At 43.6% G+C, this 12,196-nt stretch carries 11 protein-coding genes; 3 read left to right on the top strand and 8 right to left on the bottom strand.

Annotated elements, in window-relative coordinates:
- Positions 1-25 precede the first annotated feature (25 nt).
- The 3 genes from L0P89_RS16120 to L0P89_RS16110 all read right to left on the bottom strand — a co-directional run bounded on the left by L0P89_RS16120 (position 26) and on the right by L0P89_RS16110 (position 2,751).
- On the bottom strand, positions 26-793 hold the full coding sequence (locus L0P89_RS16120) for a hypothetical protein (RefSeq protein WP_235266144.1): 768 nt from the start codon (positions 791-793) through the stop codon (positions 26-28).
- Between the two features lie 127 nt (positions 794-920).
- A complete protein-coding gene (locus L0P89_RS16115) occupies positions 921-2,201 on the bottom strand; it encodes an amidohydrolase (protein WP_235266143.1) in 1,281 nt (426 codons plus the stop codon).
- Positions 2,202-2,211: 10 nt separating this feature from the next.
- Positions 2,212-2,751, bottom strand: a complete 540-nt coding sequence (locus L0P89_RS16110; protein WP_235266142.1) for a DsrE family protein — start codon at positions 2,749-2,751, stop codon at positions 2,212-2,214.
- A 122-nt stretch (positions 2,752-2,873) separates the two neighbouring features.
- Between L0P89_RS16110 and L0P89_RS16105 the strand changes: the two genes are divergently transcribed.
- Both L0P89_RS16105 and L0P89_RS16100 read left to right on the top strand, forming a co-directional pair.
- Positions 2,874-5,198, top strand: coding sequence for an ATP-dependent helicase (locus tag L0P89_RS16105; RefSeq protein WP_235266141.1), 2,325 nt, complete (start codon positions 2,874-2,876; stop codon positions 5,196-5,198).
- A gap of 21 nt (positions 5,199-5,219) precedes the next feature.
- Positions 5,220-5,840 carry an L-threonylcarbamoyladenylate synthase gene (locus tag L0P89_RS16100; protein WP_235266140.1) on the top strand — a complete coding sequence of 207 codons (621 nt, stop codon included), beginning with the start codon at positions 5,220-5,222 and terminating at the stop codon, positions 5,838-5,840.
- A gap of 53 nt (positions 5,841-5,893) precedes the next feature.
- Here L0P89_RS16100 and L0P89_RS16095 read toward each other — a convergent pair whose 3' ends face one another.
- The 4 genes from L0P89_RS16095 to L0P89_RS16080 all read right to left on the bottom strand — a co-directional run bounded on the left by L0P89_RS16095 (position 5,894) and on the right by L0P89_RS16080 (position 10,604).
- Entirely contained in the window at positions 5,894-6,766 is an 873-nt protein-coding gene (locus tag L0P89_RS16095) for a flagellar motor protein MotB (protein ID WP_235266139.1), read from the bottom strand.
- A gap of 93 nt (positions 6,767-6,859) precedes the next feature.
- Positions 6,860-7,861, bottom strand: coding sequence for a glycosyltransferase family 2 protein (locus tag L0P89_RS16090; RefSeq protein ID WP_235266138.1), 1,002 nt, complete (start codon positions 7,859-7,861; stop codon positions 6,860-6,862).
- A gap of 12 nt (positions 7,862-7,873) precedes the next feature.
- Entirely contained in the window at positions 7,874-8,320 is a 447-nt protein-coding gene (locus L0P89_RS16085; protein WP_235266137.1) for a type I restriction enzyme HsdR N-terminal domain-containing protein, read from the bottom strand.
- A gap of 52 nt (positions 8,321-8,372) precedes the next feature.
- A complete protein-coding gene (locus tag L0P89_RS16080) occupies positions 8,373-10,604 on the bottom strand; it encodes a DUF4838 domain-containing protein (RefSeq protein ID WP_235266136.1) in 2,232 nt (743 codons plus the stop codon).
- 187 nt (positions 10,605-10,791) lie between these two features.
- Between L0P89_RS16080 and holA the strand changes: the two genes are divergently transcribed.
- Positions 10,792-11,793 carry a DNA polymerase III subunit delta gene (holA, locus tag L0P89_RS16075; protein ID WP_235266135.1) on the top strand — a complete coding sequence of 334 codons (1,002 nt, stop codon included), beginning with the start codon at positions 10,792-10,794 and terminating at the stop codon, positions 11,791-11,793.
- On the opposite strand, the gene L0P89_RS16070 is transcribed toward holA, so the two are convergent.
- Positions 11,794-12,171 (bottom strand): DoxX family protein, encoded by a 378-nt coding sequence (locus L0P89_RS16070; protein WP_235266134.1) that lies wholly within the window; start codon positions 12,169-12,171, stop codon positions 11,794-11,796.
- Positions 12,172-12,196 lie beyond the last annotated feature (25 nt).

Below are 12,196 nucleotides of genomic sequence, written 5' to 3'. Positions count from 1 at the left end.
GCACTATTTCTTCAAAAAGTATGGCCTACCCTTTGAAGTTTTCTTTCACTTTGTCATAAAATCCCCGATGGCTTGGCGCTAACCGAATATTGATTCCTTCTTTAAAATTGCCATCTTTCACCAAGGTTCGTATTCGTTCTGGCGCCACCCCGTGATTTTTGATCAATGCAGCGGCAACGGCAGCGACCTGTTGCAAGGTAAGATCAAATTCACCGGTGATGTTAAGCCCCTCGATGATTACATTCCGTTCGGGTGCCTCATTCAAAAGTTGGGCCACGCGTGTCAACCATTCGTCGGCATCAGTGCCTACCGAAACCCCAACATCGCTTCCGAATAATGACGATAGACTATTGGCAATGACAATGGCCCCATTACTGACACCCAATTTTGCATCTTTGCCCAATGTTTGTTTACCCTTTGTCAACAATACAATAGCAGTGGAATCATTTTGGGAAAAGGTATCGGTGATAAACTTTTGCTGCTGCTCTTTTTCCTTGAGACTTGCCAATGCCTTATTTACGGTCTCAGTATTCTTATTTGATATTTCAGCAAAGCCGTTAAGGTTTTTGAGCAAGGTGGCATTGGCATCACGCAACCCGGCGTTCTGGCTCTCAAGGGTGGTTGCTTTAGCCTTATTTGCCGAAGCCACACGTTGTAGCTTTGCAAGAGAATCTTTTGCGCTTCGCAATTCAGATTTCAACGTATCGATCTGCTCGAGCAGTTCGCTCTTTCGTTGGCCATGGGCCAATGCTGTTAGACAGAGGAAAAGAATCAGTAAAGTAGTTTTTCTCATAAATCACTGACTTTTATAACATTAAGTGAAATATTCTTTATAGGTGCAAATGTAATCATGATTTCGGTTTGGCAAATGTTAAATCGATTGGTAATTGGTATGCCAACTTTGGGTTTCACCCCTCTTTTTAGGGTGCTTGGCCGAGATAGTCCAATGCCAGTTCAGTCATGGCCTTTACACCCAATAGCAAACCACTGTCATCAATCAAAAAATCGGGGGTATGGTGTGGGTAAGGTGTTTTGTTGCCAGGGGTCATTCCTCCCAAAAAGAAAAAGAAACCGGGTACCTCCCGTTGATAATAAGAGAAATCTTCAGCACCGGTGACGGCCTTTTGAGCGATTACCCGTTCATCGCCAGCAACCCTTTTCAGTGTCGGCAACATCTCAGTGGTCAAATTGGGATCGTTAAAGGTAATGTCAGTGGCATCTTTGATTTCACAGGTCGCTTCGCCTCCATAGGCCTTTGCAATGGTGGCGACCATTTCTTTCATACGCTTGTTGATATGGTCTTTCATACCATAATCAAGCGTTCTAATGGTGCCGATCATTTCAGCGGATTCGGGAATGATGTTAAAACGCACCCCACTTTTAATCTTGCCTACGGTAATGACGGCCGCTTCATTGGTCAAGTTCGCCTCTCGGCTGATGATGGTCTGTAGGCCATCGATGATCTTGGCGCTGATCAATATCGGGTCAACACCGGCCCAAGGTTGTGAGCCATGGCTCTGTTTTCCCTTGACTTTGATCGTAAAGCTTTGCGCTGCGGCCAGGGTGCCCCCAATTTTAAAGCGAATCATACCCACGGGTGTCTGAGAATTGATATGTAACCCAAAGATGGCATCGACATCAGGGTTTTTCAACACGCCCTCTTTGACCATGAGCAGGGCACCGCCTTCTTCACCTGGGGGCGGACCTTCTTCCGCGGGCTGGAAGATAAACTTGACCGTGCCGTTGATTTTATCTTTGTTGCTGGCCAAAATCTCGGCGACGCCCATCAAAATAGCTGTATGCGCGTCATGGCCACAAGCGTGCATTACACCCACTTTTTCTCCAAGAAACTCTGAAGTAACGGTTGATTTAAACGATAGGTCATTGCGCTCGGTTACCGGTAGGGCATCAATATCGGCACGAAGTGCTACCACCTTACCGGGCTTGTCACCTTTTAAAACCCCAACCACACCGGTATGGGCCACCCCGGTTTGAACTTCAATGCCCAACGCTATTAAGTGGTCGGCAATTTTTTTAGCGGTTTTGAATTCACGATTGCTCAATTCGGGATTTTGATGGATGTCACGCCGCCATTCGATCACCTTGCCCTCAATGGCCTCATAATCTTTTTCAAGATTTGGGCCTTGGGCAAACAGCGAAAAGCATAACAACAAAAGCAGTAAAGTGTTTAATGATTTCATGTTTGATAATCTAAAATTTAATTAGTCGGTAACCATCGTTTTGTGATTGTATGAGCGCGGTCATGGCCGAAAGGGCCAATTGTACGCCAGATATGGTTTCCTCAATGGGTATATTTCGTGATAGGGATGATTGACCGCAAAAAACAAACTGAACACCGACATCCAGTAATTGCCGGATCATTTCAGCATTAGGATTGTTCATACCGAACCTTTTTTGGTACCCTTCGTTGGTCAAAATATCTTTTGATGCCTTATTATGAACCACTAGAATAACTTTCATCTGCCCAGGTTTGATGCCGCTCTTGGCGTGCATGTTCAAAAAACGGGCCGCTGTTTCGATACTTTTGTTTGGTTCACCAAGGCCATTGGGGCTGTTCATGATATCGAAGACCACCTTAAGGTCACCATTGGTCCTCGTTTCGTAATCGGTATCGGGAACCTCCCAAACAGCACCATAATCAGCGATAATGGGGCCAGGATTCTTTTCTTGGGCAAATGCTATGGCTATAGGGAATACAAATGACAATACGAAAATGAAATTTCTTTCCATGCCCCTAAATATATTCAAAATGGTTTGAAGAAGGCGGGCTGTTCAAAAGTATTGCGGAAACGGTTTCTCGATAACCCCAAGATTGGCTAATTTCACCTTTATTTGCAGAGCTAAGCGAATTGATGAGTTATTTAAATGAACTGAACGATGCCCAAAAGGCGCCCGTGCTCCATAAAGAAGGTGCACTGATGGTAATTGCCGGTGCTGGATCGGGCAAGACCCGTGTGCTTACCTATCGCATTGCCCATTTGATGCAAGAAGGTGTAGACCCGTTCAACATTTTGGCATTGACCTTTACCAATAAGGCGGCCCGTGAGATGAAGAAGCGTATTGCCGGTATTGTTGGGGAATCTGAGGCCAAGAATCTTTGGATGGGCACCTTTCATTCCATATTCGCCCGCTTACTTCGCTATGATGGGGACAAGCTGGGTTTCCCCAGTAATTTTACCATTTATGATACGCAAGATTCGCAACGATTGATCGCTTCCATTATCAAGGAAATGGGATTGGACAAAGATATTTACAAGTACAAACAGGTACAGCACCGTATTTCATCGTATAAAAACAGTCTCATCACCGTGAAGGCCTATTTTCAAAACCCCGAATTAATGGAGGCCGATGCAATGGCCAAGCGACCACGATTGGGAGAGATCTATCAAAACTATGTAGATCGTTGCTTTAAAGCCGGCGCAATGGACTTTGATGATCTTTTGCTGCGCACCAACGAATTGCTGACTCGTTTCCCTGAGGTGTTGATGAAATATCAAGAGCGGTTCAAGTATATTTTGGTCGATGAGTACCAAGACACCAACCATTCACAATATCTGATTGTCAGGGCTTTGGCCGATCGTTACCAAAATATCTGTGTAGTGGGCGATGATGCCCAGAGCATCTATTCGTTCAGGGGCGCAAACATCAGCAATATTCTGAATTTTCAACGTGACTATGACGATGTCGGCGTATATCGTTTAGAGCAGAACTATCGCTCGACCAAAAATATCGTCAATGCCGCAAACTCCATCATTGCGAAGAACAAAAACCAATTGCAGAAGGTAGTGTGGACGGCCAATGATGAGGGAAACAAAATCAAAGTACACCGAAGTATCACCGATGCCGAAGAAGGTCGTTATGTGGCCAGTTCGATCTTTGAGCAAAAAATGCAACAACAATTACAGAATGGTGATTTTGCCGTGCTGTATCGAACCAATTCACAGTCACGGGCAATCGAGGATGCCTTACGGAAACGGGATATTCCCTATCGCATTTATGGGGGGCTTTCTTTTTACCAACGAAAGGAAATCAAAGATGTGTTGGCCTATCTCAGGTTGGTCATCAACCCAAAAGATGAGGAAGCCCTCAAAAGGGTCATCAACTTCCCCACAAGGGGTATCGGCCAGACCACGATCGACAAATTGGTCGTCGCCGCCAACCATTATGACCGCTCTATCTTCGAAGTAATCGAAAATCTAGATAAGTTGGCCCTCAACATAACCACTGGAACCAAGACCAAGCTGCAGAATTTTGTAACGATGATCAAGAGTTTTCAGATCATGAACCAAGAGACCGATGCCTTTACTCTTGCTGAGCATGTGGCCAAAAAGTCAGGCCTGTTGATGGAGTTCAAAAAAGATGGTACCCCTGAAGGTATCGGGCGTATGGAAAACATTGAAGAGTTGCTCAACGGTATCAAAGATTTTGTCGAGGGGCAAAAAGAAATCGTCGATGCCAAAGGTGATTTGACTGAGTTTTTGGAAGATGTGGCCCTTGCCACCGATATGGACAAAGAAATAGGCGATGATGACCGTGTTGCCCTGATGACGATACACTTGGCGAAGGGGCTGGAGTTTCCATATGTGTATATTGTTGGGATGGAAGAAGACCTGTTTCCCTCGGCCATGAGTATGAACACCCGTAGTGAACTTGAAGAAGAGCGAAGATTGTTCTATGTTGCCCTTACCCGTGCCGAGAAGCAAGCGTACCTTACCTATACCCAAAACCGCTATCGTTGGGGGAAGCTTATCGATGCGGAGCCCAGTCGCTTTTTAGAGGAAATTGAAGAGCAATATGTCGAAAATCTTACCCCGATACATGATGGTTATCGCTATAAATCAATGATAGATGCCGATATTTTTGGTGACGTTGACAAAAGCAAACTACGGCAGACAAAACCCAAAAATGGTACACCCCCAAAAGTAATGGGCCCCAATGAAAACCAGTTGCGACGATTACGTAAAATAAAACCCGAACTTTCAAAGCCTGTGGGCAATACGGTCACCATCGATCCCAATTTGGTGGAGGGCTCATTGGTCAACCATACCCGTTTTGGCAAGGGAAAGATCTTGAAAATCGAAGGGGTAGGCAACGATAAAAAAGCCGAGATTCAGTTTGACACGGGAAATGTCAAAAAATTGCTCTTGCGCTTTGCCAAGCTCGAAGTGCTGACTTAGTCTAAAGGTTACCCGATAACGATGGCCGAATTTATCAAATTATATGAGGAGAATCCGAACCCTAGACGAATCAAAAGGGTAGTGGAGGTGCTTCGCAACGGCGGGTTGGTCATTTATCCGACCGATACCGTCTATGGACTTGGATGCGATATTACCAATTCAAAAGCTTTGGAAAAGATTGCTAGAATCAAAGGCATAAAATTGGCCAAAGCGAACTGGTCGTTTGTCTGTGCCGATTTGAGCAATCTTTCCGATTATGTCAGACAAATCAACACCTCGACCTTTAAGATTCTAAAGAGGGCATTGCCTGGGCCATATACCTTTATTCTTCCAGGAAACAATAACCTTCCGAGAGATTTCAAAAAGAAGAAGACCGTTGGCATTCGAATACCCGATAACCTTATTGCCAGAACATTGGTGAAAGAATTGGGCAATCCGATCGTTTCAACTTCGATATACGATGAAGATGATGTCATTGAATATACCACAGACCCTGAGTTGATATTGGAAAAATGGGAAAACCTGGTCGATGTCGTCATTGATGGCGGATATGGTGATAACGTGGCCTCAACGGTAATTGACCTTTCTGATGGTGCACCAGTGATTGTAAGGGAAGGAAAAGGAAGCTTAGGCATCCTATAAAAAACGGCCCAATTTCTTGGACCGTCTTTTTGTACACTTTAAATCCTTATAGATTATCTTCCGCCTCCGCCGATAGCGGGATCTTTCATTCCTTCTTCGATCATAGAGTAGAACTGATCTAGTTTTGGCAATACCACAATTCGGGTTCTTCTGTTCTTGGCCCTGCTCGCTGCAGTATTATTCTCTGCCAATGGTATATAGTAGCTTCTGCCTGCTGCTGTCATGCGTTTTGGATCTACACCGAAATCATTTTGCAAAATTCTCACGATTGAGGTGGCGCGCTTGGCACTCAAATCCCAGTTATCGAGCAATACGCCACTTCTATAGGGTACGTTATCGGTATGGCCTTCGACCATAAACTCGAAATCGGGTTTGTTGTTGACCACTTTGGCCACTTTGCCCAAGACTTCCTTCGCGGCATTGGTTACATTATAGCTACCGCTTCTGAACAACAGTTTATCTGAAATCGAGACAAAGACCACGCCTTTCTCTACACTGACTTCAATGTCTTCATCATCAAGGTTGCCCAACACCCCTTTTAGGCTTTGTACCAGAGCTAAATTTACAGAGTCGCGTCTGGTTACGGCATCTTGCAGTTTTCTGATGGTCAAATCTTTCTCACGAAGACTTTCCAACGATTTTTCAAGGTTTTCAGCACCCTTGGCGGTAAGAGTGGTCAAATTTCCCATGTTATTGATCAACTCTTGGTTGTTGGCCTTCAAAAAGGCATTTTGATCTTCGAGGGTCTTAAGTCGTGAATCGGCGGTTGCCTTTTCTTCAAGACAAGTATTCAATTTTACTGTGGCCGAGTTCAAAAGATCCTGGGTCTCTTTTTGCTTGGCTTCAAGTTCAGCATATTTTTTTTGTGAAACGCACGAAGAAAGCAATAGTGCAATTCCAAGTGTCCCTAAAAACAATTTTTTCATAATGTTATCTATGTATTTATGTGGTTAATCAGTTACCCTTTTGAAATCGCCCCAAAATTATAGAAAATGTGGTCGATCTATAATAGGGCTTCGTTAATCTTTTACTAAAATGTTAAAATTCTTCACTTGATGTACGAAATGTGACCATACTACGGATTTCGTTGCATAGTAATTTAATATAAAATTAGCTTTCTCCCGCTTGCGAAGCATTTTGGGCAACTGTCGGTAAAAACTCAAGTGGGCCCTTAAAATGGCCCAACTATGGAGGGGCTTCAGTTGAAAAACGAATCGAATGGCCGCGACCCCATCCAACAATAAACGTGAAAAGACAATAAGGGCGGCCTTACGTCTAGGCAGGTTTTTGGTGATGGTGAACAGAGAGTTCCTAAAATTTAGATATGTTTTTTTTGGGTTCATGTTACTTAAAGTCGATCCTCCCAAATGATATACGGTACTATGCCCGACATATAGAACACGGTGCCCAACATTGTGGGCCCTCCAGCACAAATCAATCTCTTCTTGATGGGCGAAGTAATCTTCATCAAACCCTCCCAATTGTTTGAAGACCTTGCTCTTGATGAACATACAGGCACCTGTTGCCCAAAAAATATCGTGGATGTCATCATATTGGCCTTCGTCTTTTTCGAGTGCCTGAAAAATACGACCACGGCAAAAGGGGTACCCCAATTGGTCAATAAAACCACCTGCGGCCCCTGCATATTCAAAGTAACTTTTATCTTTTAGATCTAGGATCTTGGGCTGTACGATGGCCACATCTGAATGCTCGTTAAAAGCTGTTTCTATTGGCTCCAACCAATTCTTGGTGACCTCCACATCTGAATTCAACAAACAATAAATATCAGCATCGATATGCTTCAGACCATCATTGTAACCTTTGGCAAAACCACCATTTGAGTCGTTCTTGACAATGGTGATCTGGGGATATTCTTTTTGTAGAAATGCTATTGAGCCATCGGTACTCGCATTATCGATTACATAAATGGAAGCCCCCGTTGAGAATTCCACAACCGATGGTAGGTACTTCTCGAGCAATGTCGCCCCGTTCCAATTCAATATGATGATGGCTATCTTCAAAGCGAGGGCAAATTAACGGCTAAAATCAGGAATTTCCTTTAAAAACATATATTTTTCCCTATTATAGTCCATTTGACAATAATAATGGTCAAGACCATTGGTCACCATAAGATATGTAGCCCCCAAACTTTGATTGTATATGGCAATCTGGTCAAATGCCTGTTGGGTAATGGCGATGTTGGGAGCTTTGCATTCGACCAACAAATGAATACTGCCATCGGCATTATAGACCACAATATCGTATCGCTTCGTGAGATTGTTTACCACCAATAATTTTTCAACGTTCATCAGCGATTTGGGATAGCTCTTTGTGCTGACAAGAAAATGTATGACATGCTGACGCACCCATTCTTCGGGCTGTAGCACCACAAATTTTTTTCTGATGATATCAAAAATCTTGATGCCTTGTTCTGAATGTTTGAAACGAAATTGATACTTCGGAAAATTCAATGCCTGCATCAAGCAAAGTTGATGATTTTTTTGAAAGAACCGCAAGCAATTTGAGCAACATTCAATTTAAGATAATCTCGTCTGCGAATACCCATGAAGGCAGTCCTGCCGCATGATGCCAGTAGGGTGTTTCGGTGTTTTTGGCGACTATCTTGACATAGCGTACATTCTGGGGCTTGAACTGTGCGTCAAAATAGTGGATGTCGTTGACTTTACTGGTCTTCTCAAGCGGATTCGGGTTCTGTAACCTTGCCAGCAAAGTATACTCTTGTTTGTCGTTGGAGCCATAATAAGCGACCGATGTCGGAAAGAATACCACATGATTGGTCACCTGCAAAAAGGCCAATGAGGCGGTACTGATGGTTTGTGGCGTTCCCAAATCGATGATGACTTCCATGTCGTCTCCTTCATAACCTAGCCAATTTGCATAAAAACTACTGCCCCCCAGGGCACCATCGGTCAACACCATCGGATTTTCATTGGCATACTTTTTTGGCTTTGTCAATGAAATCACTTTTTTGCCAGTGGCAATATTTGGTTTCTTCGAAACCTCTAAGGCTGAAAGATAGTTGGCACCGTACTCGGCGACCGTATAACCCATTTCATTCATCAATGTGATATTGTTTTTTTGACTGGTGGCCATGAAACTGTCAAGAATTGGCGCCAAAATCGGGTTCACCTTTTTTTTCCCGTTTTCATCGACCAGTAGGCGGTAATCATCGGAAATACCTTTTCTGGATGCCTCCAATACGGCATAGTCAATACTCATTCGTGCCATTTTGACCCTGTTGACGATTTCTGGTCTATCGGCCACGGCAGCTTCTGCTTGATCAAAAAGTTGTACATAGCCATTCAGAAGCTCAGGGCTTAAAAATGAAGTGAAGGCTTCAGAGGGGTCGCCATACAAGAAGAGAAAAAAGGCGTCATCCTTTTCAAGCTCAGAATGGATTAAATCGATGTATTGCCTTATATACTTTCCTGCTTGTTCATAGTATCCATCCGTAAATTCTTCAATGAGTGCATCCACATCCAAATCAGGATTCCACAATAGTTTTGCGGTCAAGTATGATCGAAGCTCGAACAACTCACTGGGGTGGTTGCTGTGTTGCTCGAAAATCCATCGGGCATTATTGTTACGAAACAGTTGCACATTCGGTTGAAGTGTATGCAGATTTGGGAAAGGGGCAAGAAAATTGGTGAATTGGGTGGTATAGTCCCAAATTCTAATGTTTTTGGTCAAGGTGCCCCAACCTTTTAGGTCGTTGCTGAAGTCGATGCACTTTTCGGCTATTGGCGCGCTACGGTCACACTCAATGGAACATAGGGTGACGAGTACATTCTCTCTAGGTGCCGTCTTTGGTGGTTTTCTGGTATATTGATAGGCCAGTGTAGAGATGGTTTTTTCAGGGAAGGCCTCGGCCACTTTGTTGACAAAGTGGATCATGGTGCCCGCCGGACTCCCTTCTTCTTCATCAATTTTTTTACAATCTGCGCAGAGACAGTGCTGTTGGTTGTCGTCTTGGCTTACTGATACGACCGATGCTTCTGGATTTCTGGCCAACAGTGCGGCCACAGAATCTTTTACAATTTCCAATACAGTTTCATTGGTTAGGCACAACTGGGTGGGCAATCTTTGGTCGCCACGTAGCGCATAGTATTCGGGAAACTCTTCATAAAAGGTCTCTTCTGGTAAAAACCTATGAAAAGTGTGTACCCGGGCCTCGGGCACATATTTTGGAAAGGCGGTGTGGGTCACTTTATGTTTGTCGGCAAAGTCGGCATTTTCATAAAAAAGTCTTGAATGTACCGTTCGTGTGGTGATATCGGGCAAGTATTGATAGTGGATTTCTGGAATTTTAAGTTTTTTTATATCTGGAATTTCTTCTGCACCAGGGGCATACCACCGGCACCCTAAATGACTTTCCAAGAATTCATATACCGCGTTCTGAACGGCAATGGGCGAACCACCGGTGATCATCAAATCGTTTCCCATGGTCTGTAACGCTATTTTTTGCTCGGGCATGTTTTTCCCTTGTGCCAATCCCAAAAAGATTTTAGGGGTTGCCGCCAAAAAATCTTCTTCATGGGCAATGGGTAAGTTCGCCCCGGTGATTTCATTGAAATATTTCTGAAGTTCGACAGCCACTTTTGAAATTGTTGCGTCGTTTTTTAAACTTTTGTCGATGACAATGGTATATTCTGTGCTTCCGTTTTCAGCCATTTGAATCGTTTTCTGTACACACGACTGTAGCAGCAGCATGACGAAAACACCCAGAAGAAAGTTCTTGAACATGTTAATAATTGTTTGGTATCAGTTATGAAGATTGCCATATTTTGCCAAGACACCGATAAATTTAGACCAACAACCCCGCCCAAAGGCCAAACAAAGTAAAAGGGCATGGACAATAAAGATTTTGATGGCATTGCCATGATGTATAAAGTACTTAATTTAGGCCATCGATATGGTTGATGGCCTTAGAATGGAAGAAATAAAAAAAATCGTTGAAAATATTAATAACAGAAGCTTTCATCCCGTCTATTTTTTGATGGGGGATGAGCCCTATTATATCGATAAGATCTCTGGCTACATTGCTGATAATGTGCTAAACGAAGAGGAAAAGGGTTTTAATCAAATGGTTCTTTATGGCAAGGATACCTCGGTTGACGAAATAGTCTCGAATGCCAAACGCTATCCGATGATGGCCGAATACCAAGTGGTCATTGTCAAAGAGGCACAGCATTTGTCAAGAACCATTGAAAACCTTGTTGGGTATGCAGAAAACCCGCAACCTACGACCATCTTGGTGATTTGCTATAAGTACAAAAAGCTTGACAAGCGCAAAAAACTATATAAAACACTACAGAAAGATAGTCTGCTATTCGAAAGTAAGAAACTGTATGAGAATCAAGTGGCGGATTGGATCAGGAGATTACTGGCCGGCAAAGGCCTCAAAATATCACACAAGGCCAGTGCGCTATTGGTAGAGTTCTTGGGTACCGATTTGAGCAAGATCAACAATGAACTCGAAAAGTTGTTGCTGGTCATAAAAAAAAATGAAGAAATCACCCCTGACCTTATTGAAAAGCATATCGGTATTAGCAAAGATTTCAACAATTTTGAGTTGAAAAAGGCCATTGGCGAGCGTAATGTCAAGAAGGCCACGCGCATCATTACGTATTTCGCCCAAAACCCGAAAGACAATCCATTTGTGGTCACCATAACATTGCTGAATACCTTTTTCACCCAGTTATTACAGTATCACGGGCTTAATGATCATTCGTCAAAGAATGTTTCATCGGTCTTGGGCATCAATCCTTATTTCGTGGGCGAATATCAAGTAGCGGCAAAGAATTATCCGATGAAACAAGTCAGCCATATCATTTCTGAGCTCAGAAAATTGGATATGAAGGGCAAAGGGGTAGGGGCCTACAACAATTCGCAGGCCGATTTGCTCAAAGAACTGCTCGTGAACGTAATGTAATTACTTCTTGTCTATACTGTATTTGCCGGGCCCCAGCAGAAATATGAGCACGAAAATGGTCAAATATAGAAGGGCCAGTTCTCTTTTTCCGATTGGATCTGGAGCATGAACGATAAATGCGGCGGCGGCCATTGTCAGTATGGTCGGTATGGTCGCCCATTTCGTCTTAAGCCCAATGATTACCAGAATGGGTGCCACAAACTCGCCTAAAACAGCTAAAAATAGTGTGGGCGCCTCACCTATGCCCAAAGGGTTGATGAATTCAATGTTTCCTGAAATGAGCTTTTGAAATTTTGGAATTCCATGGGTCAGCATAAGGGCCGATGGCACGATACGCAAAAGTGCCAGGGCAATATGGGTAACTGCACTATTTTTCATTGGGTCGGGGGATTTTCAGTTTTGC

It is taken from the genome of Muricauda sp. SCSIO 65647 (assembly GCF_021534965.1).
In the GTDB taxonomy this organism is placed as follows: Bacteria; Bacteroidota; Bacteroidia; order Flavobacteriales; family Flavobacteriaceae; genus Flagellimonas_A.
The sequence above is the reverse complement of the archived record's forward strand: the minus strand, read 5'-3'. Positions and strand labels throughout refer to the sequence as shown.

Coding starts and splice junctions, on each gene's coding strand:
- L0P89_RS16120 (WP_235266144.1), bottom strand. CDS start 793: ATGAGAAAAACTACTTTACTGATTCTTTTCCTCTGTCTAACAGCATTG.
- L0P89_RS16115 (WP_235266143.1), bottom strand. CDS start 2,201: ATGAAATCATTAAACACTTTACTGCTTTTGTTGTTATGCTTTTCGCTG.
- L0P89_RS16110 (WP_235266142.1), bottom strand. CDS start 2,751: ATGGAAAGAAATTTCATTTTCGTATTGTCATTTGTATTCCCTATAGCC.
- L0P89_RS16105 (WP_235266141.1), top strand. CDS start 2,874: ATGAGTTATTTAAATGAACTGAACGATGCCCAAAAGGCGCCCGTGCTC.
- L0P89_RS16100 (WP_235266140.1), top strand. CDS start 5,220: ATGGCCGAATTTATCAAATTATATGAGGAGAATCCGAACCCTAGACGA.
- L0P89_RS16095 (WP_235266139.1), bottom strand. CDS start 6,766: ATGAAAAAATTGTTTTTAGGGACACTTGGAATTGCACTATTGCTTTCT.
- L0P89_RS16085 (WP_235266137.1), bottom strand. CDS start 8,320: ATGCAGGCATTGAATTTTCCGAAGTATCAATTTCGTTTCAAACATTCA.
- L0P89_RS16080 (WP_235266136.1), bottom strand. CDS start 10,604: ATGTTCAAGAACTTTCTTCTGGGTGTTTTCGTCATGCTGCTGCTACAG.
- holA (WP_235266135.1), top strand. CDS start 10,792: ATGGAAGAAATAAAAAAAATCGTTGAAAATATTAATAACAGAAGCTTT.
- L0P89_RS16070 (WP_235266134.1), bottom strand. CDS start 12,171: ATGAAAAATAGTGCAGTTACCCATATTGCCCTGGCACTTTTGCGTATC.